This window comes from Bacteroidota bacterium, from assembly GCA_016183775.1.
Lineage (GTDB): Bacteria > Bacteroidota > Bacteroidia > JABDFU01 > JABDFU01 > JABDFU01.
The window spans coordinates 1-18831 of the sequence record JACPDY010000045.1; the positions used below are offsets into that span (position 1 = coordinate 1).

The window sequence follows — 18831 nt, forward strand, 5'->3', positions numbered from 1 at the left end:
CATAAAAAAAACATGTGGATTTGGGTATGTTTTTTCAAATATAAATTGGACTAATTAATATTTATAATTGGTATAACTCACGCTTATGCTGGTGTAGCTGCTTACACGTATTTAGAAAAGTTGCCCTCGATTTTTGCTAAAAAATTAGGTTTGCCTAATCCATAGCTCACGTTATTATATACATTTTCAAAAAAATATACGGGAAAAACCTGCCTGACCGGCAGGCAGGTTTAGAGCTTTCGTGCTTTGGTGGCCAAAATCCAATTGCCACTAAAGCACAAAAACACTAAAACCCACAAAAAAGCTTATTCGATATAAACTCTAATGTTTAATCTTTTTATTACATACCCCTGCTTTCACACCCAGCTACGCACCTCTCTCGCCTACTCACAGGCTGTTACACAGAGGATCTTATAAATCTCAATTCCTAAATCTTTTTTGCCTTGTTCCAATACTCATCCATTTCCTCCAGCGTCATATCCTCCAGACTTTTTCCTGCTTTTGCTGTTTCATTTTCCAAATACTGAAATCGCTTAATAAATTTTTTATTTGTCCTCTCGAGTGCATCCTCCGGATTTACATCAATAAACCGTGCGTAATTAATTAAAGAAAAAAACACATCTCCCAACTCATCTTCGATCCGTTCTTTCGGCGCTTTGTTATCAACCTCTGTTTTAAACTCTTTTAATTCCTCATTTACTTTATCCCATACCTGGGTCGCGTTATCCCAGTCAAAACCAACAGCCCTGGCCTTTTCCTGGATGCGGGAAGCTTTCACAATGGCAGGAAGTGAGCCCGGCACCCCTCCCAAAACAGACTTTGCCCCTCCTTCCTTCATTTTCAACTTTTCCCAGTTCTCCTTCACCTGCTCTTCATTCTCCACCTTCACGTCGCCATAAATATGCGGATGACGGTGTATTAATTTTTCACACAGCGAATTCATTACATCTGTAATATTGAATTTATTTGTTTCAGAAGCTATACGGGCATAAAAAACTATGTGCAACAAAATATCGCCTAATTCTTTTTTTATTTTATCCATATCTTTTTCAAGAATAGCATCGGTAAGTTCATAAGTTTCTTCAATAGTAAGGTAACGCAAACTATCAATGGTTTGCTTTTTATCCCAGGGACACTTTTCCCGCAACTCATCCATAATATTGAGTAAGCGTTCAAAGGCTTTCAGTTTTTCTTCCATATTATCCAATTTCCGGCTAAGTTATGCCATTTCCCAATATAAATTAATCGAAAAGAGAATGGGCGGTATATAACATAATAGTAGCTGTTATAAACCAGCCTGCAGGCAAAGCAGGTGGACTATAGGTATTAAACGTTAAGGCAGATAACAGAAAACTGTTTTATCTTTATATCGTCAATTTGATTTATGCCAGCAAATCAGTTATTCATATATATATCCGCTATACTTTATTGCTTCATTGTACCGGCTTCAGCTCAAAGCGACACAACAAATCTAAAACACAAATACCGTAAAAAATGGATGTCCGGATTAACCGACACGACAGGCAGTAAGCAGGATTATTATGGTGAAAATATTATTCGCTATGAAGATCATGTTTACCGCAATAATATTCATACTGTACAACTATACGATTCCTCATTTCAACTCTCCTCCCCTATCATACAACTTGGAGCAGGGCAACATCTTAAATTAAGTTTTGATGACCTTGAGGGAGATCTGAAAACATATAACTATACACTTATTCATTGCAGCCAGAACTGGGAACCATCCGGTCTTTCACCGGCCGATTATATTAAAGGATTTGACAATGATGCGATCTCTGAATATAAATACTCATTAAACACTATTCAACCCTACACGCATTACAATGTTGTTTTTCCGAATGAGAACATGGTTATTACAAAATCGGGGAATTACATTATTAAAGTATACGAGGATAATGATCCCGACAGACTTGTTCTTACAAAACGATTCATGGTGTATGATCAGAAAGTGAGTATCTCAGCATCCGTAAAACCAGCCACCACCATAAGCGACAGAAATTACAAACAGGAAATTGATTTCACCGTCAATCATACGGGTTATGAAATTCAAAATCCTTATAGTGATTTGAAAGTCATTATTATGCAGAATGGCAGATGGGACAATGCTATTTCCAGTCTAAAGCCGCAGTATATAAAGGAAGATATACTTATTTACGATTATGACAACGAAAACGTTTTTACAGGCGGAAATGAATTCAGGTACTTCGACACAAAAAATCTGCGTGTTCAAACGGAACGAATTCAGAAAACAACATACGATTCGCTTAAAAATCATGTTTATTTAATTCCCGATGAGAAGCGAACATTTAAACGTTATTCTACTTCACAGGATATTAACGGAAGATATCTCATTAAGATACAAGACGCGTTCAATAGTGAACGTGAAGCTGACTACTCGTATGTTCATTTTTTTCTGTCCTATAATGATCCCTTTACCGATGGTAACCTGTATATTCTAGGCGCTCTTTCCGATTGGCAGTTTAAAAAAAATTTCAGACTGAAATATAACCCGGATCGGGTGGGATATGAAGCTGTACTTTACCTGAAACAAGGTTATTATAATTATGAATATGTTTTTTTCAGGGACGGACAAGCTACCGGAGATGAAACTGTAATTGAAGGAATGCATTTTGAAACAGAAAACGATTATACAATTTATGTATATCATCATGCAGTTGGTACCAACTATGATCAATTGATCGGCGTGAAACAGCTAAACTCACTCACTTCCGGGAGGAATTGATTTCAGCCCTGCTTCCTGTTACTTTTAATTTAATATCCATGCAATCTGTACAAACGCATGGTAGTTTTGTATTTTACAGTTATTCCGCACAGCACATCATCTGTAACAGCTGCCCTATTTTCCATCCTTACAATCTTCTGAATTCACAATCATTTTTGTTTTTGAACAAATAAGTTAAGATTGTTTTAAATAAACCGTAACGACTTCAACGTTGAACCATTCAAAAAACCTCTATAACGATTAAATTTCATTTTTCAACTAATATTTTAAAATGTACACATTTCTACAAATATTTTTATAGTCAATTTAAAATTTAAAACTAAACTACAATGAATAATTTTATGATTCCGGCCGCATTTGTGATTGCATTTTTATTTGCACTAATATTCGGTGCATTCTTCAGTAAGCGCACGTTTTGGCGGGGATTTTTTTTATTTTTTTTCATTATATTTCTTGCGGGCTGGTCAAGCCAGCTTTGGATTACTCCCTATGGTCCTGTTTTGTGGGGCGTATCATGGCTTAGTCTGTTTTTCGTCACGCTTATATTTTCATTATTAATAATCGCATTAATACCTCCTGTAAATATTTCGCCCGTAACTACTGCTAACAAAAATGCGGAAGAGACATCTGCAGTTGCTTTCGGAGTATTCTTTTGGTTTCTGATTATTCTTCTCATTACCTCTATTGCTGTTGGTTATTACCGCATACCACCAATGTGATAGCATAAATAACCCTTAAATATCTAAGTCAAACGCTAAACAATAACAACAATTAAAAACAATTAAATCTAAAAACAATGGAAACAACACTAACAAAAACACCGGCTCGCAGATTGCGCAGCGTATCTCCTTTCTTGAGCTCACCTTTAGACAGGTTCTTCAGAAATGATTTCCTGGATTTCTGGAATGAAAATGGATTTTCGGGAACCACTCCGTCTCTGAATATCAGGGAAGAGAAAAATAATTACATCCTGAACCTGGCAGCCCCGGGATTAAAGAAAGAAGATTTTGACATTAATGTAGAAGGAAATCTACTAACCATTTCCTGCGATAAGGAAACTGAAACAAAGGAAAATGGCACAGAAGATTTTTCACGCAGAGAATACAACTATTCCTGCTTTTCCCGTACAGTTACATTGCCTGATTATGCCGAAAGCAACAAAATAGTTGCGAAATATACCGACGGAATTCTCAATTTAACGATTCCTAAAAAACCTGAAGCGCAAAGAGTAACCAGTCAAAAAATAAAAGTTCAATAAACATTTCGAATGAATTTTTTCTGATTTGTCAGGAAATTTCATTTAACAACAACTTTAAATGAAAAATTTAACTAAAAATAAAAAACCATGAAAAAAATAATATTATTGGCTCTGCTTGTAACAGGAAGTTACACAGGAATGTTAGCCCAAAAACCCGCTGTTATTGTTAGCGATAAAGCAGGATGGCATAAAATAGGTGAAACCACAGTCGATTATACGACCGAAACGGATGAAATTATAGTGATAGGAGCTGATCGTTTCAGCTCCATTAAACTTAAAGTAACCGATGCTCCAATCAATTTAATGTCATTTGATATTTATTTTGAAAGCGGGGATAAACAAAGCGTAACAATAGGAAACGAAATAAAAGATAATGAAGAAACACGTGTGATTCAATTAGATGGTGGTGAACGCAGTATAAAGAAAGTGGTTTTTCTGTATAAAACAGTCCCGAACACAATGGACAAAAAAGCCCATGTCGAACTTTGGGGCATGAAAACAAATCCGGATAAAAAAACTTCCTGGTAAAATAGCGCATTGTAAAATTTCAGGCGTCAAAATTTCAATGTAAAACATTGATTATACTAAATGGCAATTGTAGCAAATAAAACCCTCACAGTCAAAAGTCCGGCTTTTGCAAACAATCATTTTATTCCATCTGAATACACGTGCAATGGATCTAATGTTAATCCTGCGCTTATCATCAGCGATATACCTGAAGAAGCAAAATCCCTGGCTATTGTTGTAGATGACCCAGATGCACCGGGCAGTTTTAATCATTGGATAATGTGGGATATTCCAGTAAGGAATATAATAGAAGAAAATAGCAGACCGGGTACGGAAGGTAAAAATAGCAAAGATGAAAACAAATATGCAGGTCCTTGCCCTCCTTCAGATGGCACTCATCATTATCATTTTGGTGTATATGCGCTCGATACGACATTGAATTTACCTGGAAGCACAGATAAAAGCGCGCTCCTCAAAGCAATGGATGGACATATTCTTGCCTTCGGTGAATTGATTGGACTATTCAAAAAATAATTTTAACCAAAAAATATGCACTGGATAAAAACAGATTATCAGAATTCAATGAAGAAGCTTCCTGAATCAGTTCGCAATAAGGCCATTGAAATTGGATAGCAAGAATGGCAACTAAAGAAGCTAAGAAAATAAAATCTGGCAGCTGACAATCGGAACAAAAAAAATATACACAGATGAAAAATAAACTTTAATATATAAAAACTATGGCTAAATATGTAGATGGATTTGTCTTACCCGTTCCAAAGAAAAAACTCCCAGCCTACCGGCTTATGGCAGCGAAAGCAGGGAAAATTTGGAAGAAATACGGAGCATTGGAGTATTTTGAATGTGTTGGTGATGACCTTGCTCCGAAGTGGGCAGGAATTAAATTCCCGACAACAGTGAGAAGTAAGTCAGGCGAAACGGTTATTTTCTCATTTATTATTTATAAATCACGAGCGCATCGTGATAGCGTCAACGCAAAAGTCATGAAAGACCCATTCATGACTGATCCAAAACATAAAGACAAGCCTATGCCCTTCGACATGAAACGTATGGTATATGGCGGGTTTAAGGTTATTGTTGAAACCTGAAACAAAAACACAGAAGCAGAAGAAAAGTGCATGAGAGAATTAAAATTAAAATATGAAAAACCACGCATATATTAAACTCAATAAAAATATTTAAAAACCCTTTCCTATGGCATTTACATTACCTCCTCTCCCCTATCCAAAAGATGCATTGGAACCGTATATTGATGCGAAGACAATGGATATTCATCATGAAAAACATCATGGGACTTATGTTACTAAGCTCAACGAAGCCATTGTCAATACGGAAGCTGACCAAATGAATATAGAAAATATTTTGAAAAATATCTCTAACTATTCACCCGCGGTTCGAAATAATGCGGGTGGACATTATAATCACAGCATGTTCTGGATGCTCTTAAGTCCGGGCGAGGGTGGAAATCCTTCAGGACGGCTATCAGATGCCATAAATTCAGCATTCACTTCTTTTGATGAGTTCAAGAAGAAATTTACAGAAGCAGCAACCGGAAGATTCGGTTCCGGATGGGCGTGGCTGATAAAAAATTCATCCGGCAAACTTGAAATCTGCTCCACCCCCAATCAAGATAATCCTTTAATGGATAATGGCGAATATCCAAAAGGATTCCCTGTGCTCGGATTGGATGTATGGGAACATGCTTATTATCTAAAATATCAAAATCGCAGACCTGATTATATCACCGCATGGTGGAATATAATAAACTGGAAAGAAGCTGAAAAGCGTTTCACTTAATATTTTTAGCTATGGGAAAAAAGAAAAATAAACTTTCAAAGGATAAAAAGACACTGATCATTAAACAGAAAAATAATTTACCAGAGGAGCCTGACGAGAATAGGGATACAGCAAATCCCAATTCGGTTGGCTTAGGAAATCCTCCGCCAACTAAGCCAATACAGCACAAGAAATGAAAAACTAAAGATTGGAATAAAGAAGAATGGAATTCTTTCTGAAATACTTAATAAAAAACTCTGATACAGAGAGTCGCAGAGAAAATAATGTTTTTAGAAACTGAAAGTTTTGTACTGAAAGTGCATACCTGCATCGCTTTCGCGTAGCTTCCTGCCGGCAAGACAGAGTTTCAACTAAACAAATAAAACCAACACAATGGAAAATTATAAATTTTTGCTCGCAACAGATTATTCGGAAGCAGTTATGAATGCTGAACGTTATGCCGTTCAAATTGCAAAAGAAACAAACTCAACACTTATACTTCTTCATGTGTATTCAATTCCGGTTACATTTCCTTCAGAAGCAATAGAATATGTAAAAAGCAATGAGAAAATACGCCAATTTGAGAAAAAGCGTATTGAACAGCACCGTGATGAATTATTTCGTTCCTTGAATATAAGTCCTGAAAAATTACCCTGTGAATGTATCGTTCGGGAAGGAAGTGCCGGAAATCAAATTTACAAAGAAGCGGAAGAATCTCACGCGGATTTTATCATAGTGGGAACACATGGGGTAAGCGGATTTCGTGAAACATTTCTAGGAAGTCATTCGTGGGATGTCATCAGAAAAGCAAGGGTACCGGTGTTTGCCATTCCGAAAGACGCATTGTTCACCGGAATAAAAAATATTGTCTTTGGAACCACCTACCGAAAAGGTGAATTTTCGATTTTAGATTTTCTTATTCATTTTGCAAAGCAATTTGATGCAAAATTAACGCTTTTGCATGTAACAAATTATGTCCTCTCAAAAGATTTTGAAAGGGAAATGTTCGAAAAATTCAGAAGCGATGTAAAAGGAAAATTTTCTTACTCCAGATTAGAGGTTAAATTGCTGGTAAATGATGCGGTTGCAGAAAGACTGAACTTATACTGCTCCGATAACAAAACAGATCTGCTTATAATGACTGTCCCAAAAGCATCTTTATTTGAAAAAATATTTTTGCCCAATTTAAGCACGACAAGAAAAATGAGTTTTCACACACAAGTCCCGCTTCTTGCCATACCTGATTCCTACCATGTTGAGCATGCTGAAAAAATTATCCATTCCAGTGATATGGGTTGTTAGAGATAAAGGAACTACGTATTCTATCGCAGGATTTAAAAGAAATCTGGTGACCTGAATGTCAGGCAAATTAAAAACCATTCTCTTTCCAGAAATATTTTCCGGTGCTCAATTTATAGTATGCCAGCCGATCCTGCTTTGTTAACTGGAGTATGCCCTCATCAATTATTTTTATATCATTCATTTCAATTGGAATAATAACAGTATTTAAATTATCTATAATACCACGCTTACCTTCCTTTATTACAAAGGAAAAACCACCTTTAAAATTTTCAGCTTCATCATACTCAAATGGAATAATAAGCTTCCCGTTTTTATCAATAAAACCATATTTACCTCCTTTTTTTACTCTTGCCAAACCTTCACTAAATACGCCTGCCGACTCATATTGACAAGGTATCTGAAGTTTCAACCTCCGGTCAATATATCCCCACTTGCCCTTTCTCTGAATGGCAGCCATCTCTTCCGAAAAGATATTGATCGCCTCAAAATCACGTGGTATAACAAGCTTGCCTCTATTATCGATCAAACCCTGCTTTCCGTTCTTTTCCGCTTTAAACAATCCATCCTTAAATCCTTCGTTAAGACTTACATCATTGGAATAATCATATTCAACAGGTATAACAGGTTTCCCCTCAGGATTAATAAACCCATATTTGCCATCTTTAACCACAAGGCTCAATCCTTCCGAAAATTTATTCATTCTGTCAAATTCAAACGCTGTAAGTAATTCGCCTTTTGAATTTATCAAGCCATACTTTTGCAGGTATCTAACACGTGCAAACCCATTTTCAAAATTATCTGCCCAATCGTATTTACATGGAATAACAAGCTCACCCCTTTTGTCAATATAGCCCCATTGCCCGCCCAATTCAACATAAGCAAACCCTTCGTTATAATCTCCCGCCTTGTTGAATTGAGGGGCAATTACAACACTCCCCGCCTGATCAACATAACCATATTTGCCATTTTTAATAATTGCCGCATAGCCTTCCGAAAAATTAAAAACCTCCTCATATTCCAATGGCAAAATTAATTTACCAAGCTTATTCACGAAGCCATTTTTGCCGTTCTGCTTAACAGTTGCAAATCCATTATTGAAAGGATCGACCTCTTCATAAACAATGGGCACCACGGTTCGTCCTGATTTATTAATGAATCCTGCCCTGTTATTCAAACCAACCGCTGCGAGGCCTTCCGCAAAATCCTCTACCCAGTCATAAATGCAGGCTACGCGCAATTCCCCTGCTGAATCAATAAAACCAAACCTGTTATTTTCCTTTGCTTTATAAAAGTGCATAGCGGAAAGTTCAAGGTCAAGGTTCACCGTTTCCTGGTAAGGATAATCCGGGAATTCTATCCTGAATTTCGCGATGCGCTCAGGCCGATAATCGCTGACATACAAGGCATAAATATTGTGCCAGGCTGTTTCCACATTGTGATTCTCAGGATATTTTTTTATAAAATCGTGGTATTGCCCAATCGTCCCTTTGCCGGTACTTAAGGCAAAAATGGCATTCTCCGCCTCTTTTACAAATGGACTCTTAGGATACAATCTTAAAAAATTTTCATAGCTGCCGAGCGTATTATCTTTTGTAAACTCGCTGTACAAGCGCTCTTCATAATGTTCCTTGGCTTCTTTGACCTGCGGGGCTTGTGGGTAATTATCTATGAATTCCTTATACGACAGGTAAGTACCCGCCGCACCGGCAATAGTGTATGCCAGCTCATCCCGCAATTGCACGGCTTCTTTCACCTCGCTCGCGTCGCTAAAAAATTTAATGTATTTGTTGTACCATTCAACTGAATTTTTCTGTTTATAAATTTCGAATGCCTTACGATGAATAACTTCTTTTAATTCAAGGATAGTGTGCTCTGTCACCTTTAGCTTCACAAGCAGTTTTTTTTCTTTTTCCGGGGAAGATTTAAAAGCAAGTTCGGATCGTAACACATATAAATAAGCGGTATCAATATTAAACAAGGGATTGTCGTTGCGGGAATATATTGTGCTTAATCCGTAAGTCGCCCCGCAAGTATGATCTTTAAGCGACTTTTCGAAAAGTTGTTTGGCTTTGAAATAATCATAAATAGAAAGTGCGGCAAATCCTTTTTCAAGCCGGTTATCCCATATAGAACCAACCCCTATTGAAACAGCTAAAATAAATACTGCTATAATTCTATTTGCTCTCATATCTTGTTTAAAACGAACGCTAAATTCCGAAAACAAGTACCAAAACCTCCACTATATTTGTCAAAACAATTAACAAATGAACGTAGGAAAAGGACACTGGATCTTCGCGCTTATATTTCTCCTGGCGTTTATCGGGTATATGATCTGGGCTTATAGAAAAGACAAAGCCGTCAGTAACCGACACTACAGGGGCTCCTACTTTATTATTCTTTTCATGCTATTGGTTTTAGCTTTTGTTTATGCATTTGTAAAGCTAAAGACCGGTTAATGTTAATTATCCCTAATTCTCACCCGAAATTGTTGAAAAATACAATAATTTGTTCAAATTATAGTTGAAATAGATATATTCAAAGCTTGACTTTAGGTTTATTTTTGGTTAAATTTATATTCATGAAAACATTGAAAATGAAACAATTATGTTTGATCGTATTTTCAGCTTTGGCAGCACAAGCCGCGATAGCGAAGGTTATTGTAGTTGAAGGAAAATACCAGAATAAAAACCTGTATATTCAAAACGGCTATAGCAGTTCGGGTGTTGGTTTTTGCACTTATGAAATAATTGTGAACGGCGAAGTTTCGACGGATGAGATTAATTCTACCTCGTTTGAAATTGATCTTGCGCAATTCCAGCTTAAATACGGACAAAAAGTAGTTGTTGAAATAAAACACAAAGACGATTGTAGTCCACGCATTCTAAACCCTGAAGCATTAAAACCCAAAGCTTCTTTTGAAACAACATCATTAACACTTGCTCATAATGGATTGCTTTCATGGAGTACTGTTAACGAAGCCGGGTCATTACCATTTATTGTTGAGCAATTCAAGTGGAACAAGTGGATACCGGTTGGTGAAGTACAGGGCCTTGGTACACCTGCCGAAAACAGGTATTCTTTTCAAACCGAACTGCATTCAGGCGAAAATAAATTTCGTGTAAAACAGGTTGGTTACGGTGCCTTGCCTAAATACTCTAAAACGGTTTCAGTTATCTCCAACGAAACTCCACTTACCTTCAGCACTTCCAGAAATTCTGAAGATCTGCTTTTCTCGGGAGAAACAATGTTTGAAGTGTACGATGTTTATGGCCAAGTCATCAAAAAGGGGTTTGGGAAGTCTATCAATATCGGTAACATTAAGAAAGGACATTACTTCCTCTGCTACGACAACAGCGTTACCGAATTCAAGAAAAAATAATACCGGTACGTTTTAATAGTTCGCTTGGAAGGTTGTCGGGAAATGAGTTCATGTGAAAACCAAATTACTCTCCAAGGTGTTTCTTCACTTCCTCCGTCACATCTATCTCTTTTTTAATGGAAGTAGCACTATTCTCAATTTCCCGCTGTATGCCTTGGGTGGCATCTTTGAATTCGCGCAAGCCTTTTCCTAAGCCTCTGGCCAATGTGGGGATACTCTTGGAACCAAAGAACATGAGTATTACGAGTACTATTAGAAATACCTCGCTACCACCGATGTTCAGAAAAAGCAAAATCATGATGCAAAGATACAAAAAAGGAGACTCACTTCTGCCTACGCCAAAAAGGCTTCGGCAGACAAGCCGCCTCTCCGAAAGAAAGGGTTCTATCGCACAAACGGGCAAAAAAATTTACAAAACTGTAACTAAAAAAGGGCTGTCTCAAAAGCAGACAGCCCTTTTTCATTAGTGTTGACAAAAGTGTTTAAAAAAGTAAGGGAGCCGAAGCTCCCAGAACTTTGCAAGTAGTTAAACTTGCAGTGTCTATTATAAAGCAAATGTAATCTTTAGAGGTTTTTTAAATTTATACCTGTAAATTTATACGAGCGCATTTTTTCTCAGACGAGGCACTTTTACAGGCAATAGCTCAGCGACCTCTTGCCGAAAAAGTAACAGGGCAAATACCCTGTGGGTATTTGAGCCAGGATTGAGCGATTGTCAAGGAAAAAAGGCGCCATAGCAAAATGCAGGGATAAATTTTAAACAACCTCTTAGCCCACAATCTCAAAAAATGGGCGGTGGCATAACCGACATTACTTACTTTTTGCTAAAACCATAATCAAAAAAGAGGCTGCCCTTTTGAGACAGCCCCGTTTTTATTTTATACCTGTGTCCAACAGGCAGAAATATATCGGATTATGAAAACAAATACTTGTTTGGTGTAAGCAGGTTTTCCCGAACGGCGAATAGAACAACACCCGCTGTATTGTTCACTCCCAGTTTTGACATGATGTTCTTCCGATGTGTGGTCACGGTATGACTGCTGAGAAAAAGCATCTCCGCTATCTTTTTATTCGAGTACCCTTCGGCTATGAGTTTAATGATCTCCATTTCACGGTCTGTAACATTCATCCCGTCGCAGGCAGCCATGGAAGGAACAACCTTCTCCTGTGAAAGTTCATTAGCCATTAAACGGTCAACTATTTTGCCGCATAAAAATCGTTGGCCTTCAATAGTTTTATACAAAGCTTCTATGATCTCTTCCTTATCGCAATGCTTCAATAAGTGACTTATAACCCCGGAATCCAACGCTTTTGATATAATGCCAGCAGATATCTCGGGTGTAATGGCTAAAATCTGTATAACAGGGTGTTTTTTATTTAATAAATGGATGGTATCTAATTTAAATCCCGATGTTGAGTAATCAATAACTACAACCTCAGGATCATATAGCTTAATTTTTTCAAGCAAATAAGCCTTATTCTCAACTTCTGAAACAACTTCAAAACCCTTCATTTCACTAACAAGTGAAACAAGACCTGCCCGCGTTAAATAGTTGCTATCAGCAATTATGATCTTTTTCCTTGCTTTTTGCATATTTTTATTTAGAATCATTTTAAATAAGACTCAAATATAGGACGAACGCATTAGCTAAACAAGCAAATAATTACAATTTTTATTAACAATCAATTTCAGCCTCCAACATTGTATTTCTCACCTTCAAGGGCCAGTACGGTATTGGAAAAAACAGATTGGGCCTCTGCCAGTATTGGCTGCAGATCGTTATAACGTGCGGAATAATGACCGATCATCAACTTTTTAACTGTTGCCCTCACCGCTACAAGTGCAGCCTGCTTTGTTGTACTGTGAAATGTTTCCTTTGCCCTCTCTTCCATATTATCCATAAAAGTAGCCTCATGGTAAAGCAGATCGACCTGCTTCACTTGTTCAATCACCTTTTCATCATAACAGGTATCGGAGCAATAGGCGTACGAAAAAAGAGGCATTGGCCCACCTGTGATCTTTTCATTAGGTATAATTATACCCTCTTTCGTTATATAATCTCCGCCCAGCTTTATATTATTCAACTCCGAATAGGGAATTTTAAATTCAGTTATTTTTTCCTTACTTATTTTGCGGAGTTTATCCTTCTCCCTGAATAAAAAACCCGAGCATGGTATCCGGTGATTTAGAATGATGGTATGCACAGTAACCTTTTCATCCTCAAAAATAAGATTCACAGAGTCCTGTTGCAGCGAATGAAAGATCAGGTTATAATGAAGACGTGTTTCGGAATATTTGTATTGCAGGTCAATTATTTCCTTCAACACCGGCGGACCATATAAATGAAGATCGGCTGAACGACCCAATAAATGCATGCTTGAAAGCAAACCCATCAATCCGTAATAATGATCGCCATGCATGTGGCTGATAAAAATATGACCAATGCGCTGAAATTTTATTTTGTACCTGCGCAGCTGCATTTGCGTTCCTTCGCCGCAATCGATCAAAAAATAGCGATCGGCAATATTTAGAAGCTGGGCACTTGGATTACGTTTGGAAGTTGGGGTTGCAGAACTGCATCCGAGGATGGTTACTTCAAACTTTTGCATACTCCCCCTGGAATTTACCCTTCTTCAGCACCTGAATTTTTTGCCAATTGGGCAAAAAGCATATCTATGCTTTCCTGTTCGGATTTCGCAATGTTAAGTATAGAATCGAGTTGAGAAATGGCGATAAGTTTTTCAACAGGCTCCTGCAAACCCATAAGTACAAATGCACCATTGGCATTTTTACATAACCTGTTAGCCACTAAAATAGAACTCAAACCGGAAGAATCACAATAACGAACTGCACTAAGATCGATGATTATATGCTTAACACCATCAGCATTTAAAATAACTAATTCCGATTTTAATGAAGGCGCGACTGTTGTATCCAGCTTCTCTGTTTTGAGCCTTATAATGGTGTATTTTTCGTTTTTATTTACCTGAAAACTCATAGAAATTGCACTTTGGACAAAGGTAATCATTTTTATGTACGCTGCCAAGAGACAAAAATATTACTCCTCCGCACGACCCGCCAGAAGATATAATATGGCCATCCTTATGGCAACCCCATTCTCGACCTGGTTCAATATGATCGACTGGCCCGAGTCGGCCACATCACTGGTAATCTCAATACCCCTGTTAATAGGACCCGGATGCATTATAATGATCCGTTTTTTAAGCGAATCCAGCAGCTTTTTACTTACTCCATATAGCATAGTATACTCGCGTAATGATGGGAAGTACCTGATATCCTGCCTTTCAAGCTGAATACGGAGCATATTAGCCACGTCGCACCATTCAAGTGCTTTTCGAAGATCGTACTCCGTTTTAACACCAAGTGAATTGATGTATTTAGGCATTAAAGTTGTCGGCCCGCATACCATCACCTCGGCACCCAGTTTTTGCAAACAAAATATATTTGACAAAGCCACCCTCGAATGAAGGATATCCCCTATTATCGCTACTTTTTTTCCTTTTACATCACCCAGTTGTTCACGTATAGAGTAAGCGTCCAATAAAGCCTGCGTAGGATGTTCGTGCGCTCCATCTCCCGCATTGATAATCTTTGAATTTACATGCTTTGACAGGAACATGGCCGCACCAGGACTGGGATGCCGCATAACAACCATGTCCACTTTCATGGCCAGGATATTATTCACCGTATCGATCAGTGTTTCTCCCTTTTTTACCGATGAGCCCGAAGATGAAAAGTTTATTACATCAGCGGAGAGGCGCTTTTCGGCCAGTTCGAAAGATATCTTGGTGCGCGTTGAATTCTCGAAGAAGAGGTTGGCTATTGTGGTATCACGCAATGAAGGAACTTTCTTAATGGGGCGGTTAATCACTTCTTTAAAATTGTCGGCAGTTAAAAAAATAAGTTCAATATCATCCTTGGTCAGGTCTTTTATTCCAAGCAGGTGTTTGGTACTTAGTTTGGTCATAGTTGTTAGTTGTTGGTTGTTAGTTGCTGGCTGTTTGCATGTGGTCTGGCAACCGACAACTTACAACCAACAACCGATAACCCTTTATTTTTCCTCATTTGTATATAACCATACTCCGTCACTTCCGTCCGTTTCCTTCCACTCTACCTTTACTTTTTCCGATGCCACCGAATCAATTGTTTTGCCGACATATTTCGCCTGGATAGGCACATTCCGGCTCAACCTGCGGTCTATCAGTACCAGCAATTCAACATCATTTGGCCGGCCAAAGGCAAGCATGGCATCAAGCCCGGCACGTATAGTTCGGCCGGTAAACAATACATCGTCAATAAGGATAACATTTTTACCCTCTATTATAAAGTCGATCTGGGTTGAGTTCGGGATAAGCTCCTTCATCCGGAAATCATCCCGATGAAAAGTCACATCAAGGCTCCCTAATTTAAGATCCTTACTTTTAAGAATATTGGAAAGTTCCGCATGCAGGCGCCTAGCCAGATACACACCTCTGGGCTGAAGCCCGATAATAACGGTGTTTGAAAATTTATTATGAATTTCTATTAATTGGTAACAAAGCCGGGTAATTGTGAGTTCGAAAGCTTTTTTTTCGAGAATCAGTTTTGGCTTCATTATTTAAAGATTTAGCAAATATAGTGATTATTTGTTTATTGAATTTACAAACGGCCTTGATATGCGAAAGATTATTACGATTTTTGTTTACCCCTGAAATTAACAGCGACAATAAATGTTGACATATTCAGCCATATTATTTTCTTTAATACTTAATTACCCTCTATGGTTTGTAATATTTTGTTTATTGACCGGTGCGGGCTATAGTCTTATCCTTTACTATCGTGATCACAAACTGAATGAATTCCCGCAATGGCTCATTTACTTAATATCCGGACTACGGTTTTTGGTGGTAAGCATCGTCTCCTTCCTGTTATTGTCGCCGCTTTTGAGGTCCACCACAAAAACCAGCGAAAAGCCCGTTATTATTATCGCGCAGGACAATTCTGAATCCATTGTACACAACAAAGATTCGGCTTTTTACAGGCTGGAATACCAGGAGAAACTAAATGACCTGGCCAATGATCTGAGCGAAAAATACGAGGTTAAAATCTATTCCTTTGGTGACAAGATCACCACTGACAGGACTTTTACATACAAGGAAAAGCAAACGGACATCTCCTCGTTGTTTGATGAATTAGAAACCAGGTACAGCGGGCGTAATGTCGGCGCAATTGTAATTGCCTCGGACGGATTATATAATAAAGGCTATAATCCTGAATATACTTCGTTCAGCTTAAAAGCTCCTGTCTATACAATAGCGATGGGCGATACGACAATACGAAAAGACGCGGCTATCGCCAAGGTGGCGCATAACCGTTTTGCTTACCTGGGAAATAAATTTCCTGTTCAGATTGTTATAAGCGCGCACAGGCTGAAAGGATTGACAACTGAACTTACCGTAAGTAAGAAGGATGAAAAACTTTTCAGTCAGCAGATCTTTATCAGTAACAACAGTTTCAATTCCACAGTAACGTTAATACTCGATGCCAAAGAATCAGGCATACAGCGATATCACATAAAACTTACGGCATTACCTGGAGAATCCAGTACAGCTAACAATGAACAGGATTTCTTTATTGATGTACGTGATGGCCGTGAGAAAATATTACTTGTTGCCAATGCCCCTCATCCTGACATTGCCGCAATAAAAGATGCCATTGAGAATAACCAGAATTATGAAGTGGAGACTTCCCTAGCTGATAATTTCAACCAACCGGTCAAAAAATACAGCCTTGTTATTTTACACCAGGTAAACGCGGTAAGTAAGATCATCACTGATATCAGAAACAGTGAAGTGCCCGTGTGGTATATCGGAACACCGCCCCCAACCCTTTCATTAGGTGTAAACATGAATGGGATGAGTAATAAAATAAATGAGGTAGAAGCGGTCATGACAACATCGTTTCCGCTGTTTACCGTAAGTGATGAGTTAAGGAATTTAATCAAAAACATGCCCGCCGTACAATCTCCGTTTGGCAATTACAGAACAGGTACATCTGCAAATGTGCTGTTATACCAGAAAATAGGAATTATTGAAACACAAACGCCTCTTATGATCTTTGATCCGAATGGAGATCGGAAAACGGCACTGTTCATAGGGGATGGTCTTTGGAAGTGGAGAATGCGTGATTACGCCGAAAACGGCTCGCATAAATTATTCAATGAACTTATTACAAAAACAATTCAGTACTTGTCCACCAAGGTGGATAAAAGCTTTTTCCGGATCTTCCAAAAAAATAATTTTTACGAGAACGACGCGATTGAATTTGACGCGGAAGTTTATAATGCGAGTTACGAACTGATCAATGAACCCGATGTTGAAATCAATATTATTAACAGTGATAATAAAAAATTCCCATTTGTTTTCAGCAAAACAGCTAACGCCTACCATTTAAATGCAGGTATGCTGCCGGTTGGCCAGTACAGGTACGAAGCCAAAGTAAAGGTTGGCGACAAACAGTACCGGCAGAATGGAGAGTTTAGCGTTACTGCGCAGCAGGTTGAAACGGTGAATACCATTGCCGATCATCATTTATTGTTCAACATGGCCAAAAAGCATGGAGGAGAAATGATTTATCCGAACGAGCTCGGTAAATTAAATACAATACTCCAGCAACGCGAAGACATAAAAACAGTTGTTTATTCTGAAAAAAAACTGACCGACCTTATTAACCTGAAATGGTTGTTTTTCGCTTTGTTTGCTATTCTTAGCCTGGAATGGTTTATCCGCAAGCAAAACGGGGCCTATTAAAGCATTATGATGGATACCCCTGCAATTATCTCTAAACACTTTAACGAGCTTACTACAACCGAGCTTTACGACATCTTTAAACTTCGCATTGAAGTTTTTTGTGTAGAACAAAATTGTCCTTACCAGGATGCCGATGGCAAAGATCAGCAAAGCTACCACCTGATGTTCTATAACAACAAACAACTGATAGCCTACTCACGTTTATTGCCGGAAGGATTAAGTTACACCGGTTATGCCGCTATTGGCAGGGTTGTTACTTCGCCGCTTGTGCGCAAAACAGGAATGGGAAAATTATTGATGGATAAAAGCCTTGAACAGATCAAAATTTTATTCGGTAATGTGCCTGTAAAGATCAGCGCTCAAACTTATCTGGTTAAATTCTACAGATCATTTGGTTTCATATCCACGGGAGAGGAATACCTGGAGGATGGGATACCGCATACGAAGATGGTGATCGGTAAAAAAGGTATCAGTGATCAGTAACAAAAAATCGCTGCTAAAACAGAATCCAACCGGGTACCGATTACCGATCACCCCCTTTTATTAATACTTCAACACCCCTCCCCAAAAACCCATTTGCTGAAGCACCCATTGCTGACGAGAAACAACATAACCGCTTGGGTGTGCTACTGAAAATTTTCTTGGGTTAGGCAAAACTGCTGCTATCAATGCGGATTGTGAGCTAGTAAGGCTTTTGGCCGGTTTATGAAAAAAAGTTTTGGCTGCTGCTTCCGCACCATAAATGCCATTACCCATTTCAATTACATTCAGGTATACTTCCATAATGCGCTCTTTGCTCCAGCAAAGCTCTATCAGGAAAGTAAAGTACACTTCAAAGCCCTTACGAATCCAGCTTCGACCGGGCCACAGAAAAACATTTTTTGCTGTTTGCTGGCTAATTGTACTGGCACCTCTTTTTCGTTTATGTTTTTTATTATGTTTTACAGCTTTTTCAATGGCATCCATATCAAAACCATGATGGTCCAAAAAATTCTGATCTTCAGAACATATTAC

General features: G+C 38.2%; 22 protein-coding genes. 13 read left to right on the forward strand and 9 right to left on the reverse strand.

The features are described from left to right. Positions 1-427: 427 nt before the first annotated feature. A complete protein-coding gene (gene mazG / locus HYU69_05840) occupies positions 428-1198 on the reverse strand; it encodes a nucleoside triphosphate pyrophosphohydrolase (protein MBI2269865.1) in 771 nt (256 codons plus the stop codon). Between the two features lie 186 nt (positions 1199-1384). Here mazG and HYU69_05845 point away from each other — a divergent pair, with 186 nt between their 5' ends. The 9 genes from HYU69_05845 to HYU69_05885 all read left to right on the forward strand — a co-directional run bounded on the left by HYU69_05845 (position 1385) and on the right by HYU69_05885 (position 7628). Further along, a complete protein-coding gene (locus HYU69_05845) occupies positions 1385-2767 on the forward strand; it encodes a DUF5103 domain-containing protein (GenBank protein MBI2269866.1) in 1383 nt (460 codons plus the stop codon). Between the two features lie 329 nt (positions 2768-3096). Continuing rightward, positions 3097-3486, forward strand: a complete 390-nt coding sequence (locus HYU69_05850; GenBank protein MBI2269867.1) for a hypothetical protein — start codon at positions 3097-3099, stop codon at positions 3484-3486. A 77-nt stretch (positions 3487-3563) separates the two neighbouring features. Then, positions 3564-4025: an Hsp20/alpha crystallin family protein gene (locus HYU69_05855; protein MBI2269868.1), complete on the forward strand. Its 462-nt coding sequence runs from the start codon at positions 3564-3566 to the stop codon at positions 4023-4025. A gap of 87 nt (positions 4026-4112) precedes the next feature. Continuing rightward, positions 4113-4553 carry a DUF2541 family protein gene (locus HYU69_05860; GenBank protein MBI2269869.1) on the forward strand — a complete coding sequence of 147 codons (441 nt, stop codon included), beginning with the start codon at positions 4113-4115 and terminating at the stop codon, positions 4551-4553. A gap of 60 nt (positions 4554-4613) precedes the next feature. After that, a complete protein-coding gene (locus HYU69_05865) occupies positions 4614-5066 on the forward strand; it encodes a YbhB/YbcL family Raf kinase inhibitor-like protein (GenBank protein MBI2269870.1) in 453 nt (150 codons plus the stop codon). 203 nt (positions 5067-5269) lie between these two features. Then, positions 5270-5638 carry a DUF1428 domain-containing protein gene (locus HYU69_05870; GenBank protein ID MBI2269871.1) on the forward strand — a complete coding sequence of 123 codons (369 nt, stop codon included), beginning with the start codon at positions 5270-5272 and terminating at the stop codon, positions 5636-5638. Positions 5639-5744: 106 nt separating this feature from the next. After that, the gene (locus HYU69_05875; protein MBI2269872.1) at positions 5745-6347 is read left to right on the forward strand and encodes a superoxide dismutase; all 603 of its coding nucleotides are present in this window, start codon (positions 5745-5747) and stop codon (positions 6345-6347) included. 11 nt (positions 6348-6358) lie between these two features. Next, positions 6359-6523 carry a hypothetical protein gene (locus tag HYU69_05880; GenBank protein ID MBI2269873.1) on the forward strand — a complete coding sequence of 55 codons (165 nt, stop codon included), beginning with the start codon at positions 6359-6361 and terminating at the stop codon, positions 6521-6523. A 196-nt stretch (positions 6524-6719) separates the two neighbouring features. After that, on the forward strand, positions 6720-7628 hold the full coding sequence (locus tag HYU69_05885; protein ID MBI2269874.1) for a universal stress protein: 909 nt from the start codon (positions 6720-6722) through the stop codon (positions 7626-7628). Between the two features lie 67 nt (positions 7629-7695). Here the strand turns inward: HYU69_05885 and HYU69_05890 are convergent, their stop codons facing one another. Beyond that, positions 7696-9816 (reverse strand): WG repeat-containing protein, encoded by a 2121-nt coding sequence (locus tag HYU69_05890; protein MBI2269875.1) that lies wholly within the window; start codon positions 9814-9816, stop codon positions 7696-7698. A gap of 76 nt (positions 9817-9892) precedes the next feature. Here HYU69_05890 and HYU69_05895 point away from each other — a divergent pair, with 76 nt between their 5' ends. After that, the gene (locus HYU69_05895; GenBank protein MBI2269876.1) at positions 9893-10084 is read left to right on the forward strand and encodes a hypothetical protein; all 192 of its coding nucleotides are present in this window, start codon (positions 9893-9895) and stop codon (positions 10082-10084) included. A gap of 122 nt (positions 10085-10206) precedes the next feature. Continuing rightward, positions 10207-11007, forward strand: a complete 801-nt coding sequence (locus HYU69_05900) for a hypothetical protein (protein ID MBI2269877.1) — start codon at positions 10207-10209, stop codon at positions 11005-11007. A 64-nt stretch (positions 11008-11071) separates the two neighbouring features. Here HYU69_05900 and HYU69_05905 read toward each other — a convergent pair whose 3' ends face one another. From HYU69_05905 to pyrR, 6 genes are all read right to left on the reverse strand, one after another. After that, the gene (locus tag HYU69_05905; protein MBI2269878.1) at positions 11072-11305 is read right to left on the reverse strand and encodes a twin-arginine translocase TatA/TatE family subunit; all 234 of its coding nucleotides are present in this window, start codon (positions 11303-11305) and stop codon (positions 11072-11074) included. A gap of 615 nt (positions 11306-11920) precedes the next feature. After that, the gene (locus HYU69_05910) at positions 11921-12601 is read right to left on the reverse strand and encodes a response regulator transcription factor (protein ID MBI2269879.1); all 681 of its coding nucleotides are present in this window, start codon (positions 12599-12601) and stop codon (positions 11921-11923) included. A 95-nt stretch (positions 12602-12696) separates the two neighbouring features. Beyond that, a complete protein-coding gene (locus HYU69_05915; protein MBI2269880.1) occupies positions 12697-13617 on the reverse strand; it encodes a ribonuclease Z in 921 nt (306 codons plus the stop codon). Positions 13618-13631: 14 nt separating this feature from the next. Then, positions 13632-14006: an STAS domain-containing protein gene (locus HYU69_05920; GenBank protein MBI2269881.1), complete on the reverse strand. Its 375-nt coding sequence runs from the start codon at positions 14004-14006 to the stop codon at positions 13632-13634. 60 nt (positions 14007-14066) lie between these two features. After that, positions 14067-14996 carry an aspartate carbamoyltransferase catalytic subunit gene (locus HYU69_05925; GenBank protein MBI2269882.1) on the reverse strand — a complete coding sequence of 310 codons (930 nt, stop codon included), beginning with the start codon at positions 14994-14996 and terminating at the stop codon, positions 14067-14069. Positions 14997-15080: 84 nt separating this feature from the next. After that, positions 15081-15623: a bifunctional pyr operon transcriptional regulator/uracil phosphoribosyltransferase PyrR gene (pyrR, locus tag HYU69_05930; GenBank protein ID MBI2269883.1), complete on the reverse strand. Its 543-nt coding sequence runs from the start codon at positions 15621-15623 to the stop codon at positions 15081-15083. A gap of 115 nt (positions 15624-15738) precedes the next feature. Here pyrR and HYU69_05935 point away from each other — a divergent pair, with 115 nt between their 5' ends. Then, a complete protein-coding gene (locus HYU69_05935) occupies positions 15739-17817 on the forward strand; it encodes a hypothetical protein (protein MBI2269884.1) in 2079 nt (692 codons plus the stop codon). Between the two features lie 6 nt (positions 17818-17823). After that, on the forward strand, positions 17824-18300 hold the full coding sequence (locus tag HYU69_05940) for a GNAT family N-acetyltransferase (protein ID MBI2269885.1): 477 nt from the start codon (positions 17824-17826) through the stop codon (positions 18298-18300). Positions 18301-18360: 60 nt separating this feature from the next. Here the strand turns inward: HYU69_05940 and mtgA are convergent. Continuing rightward, on the reverse strand, positions 18361-18831 hold a 471-nt coding region (gene mtgA / locus HYU69_05945; protein ID MBI2269886.1), incomplete at its 5' end, for a monofunctional biosynthetic peptidoglycan transglycosylase.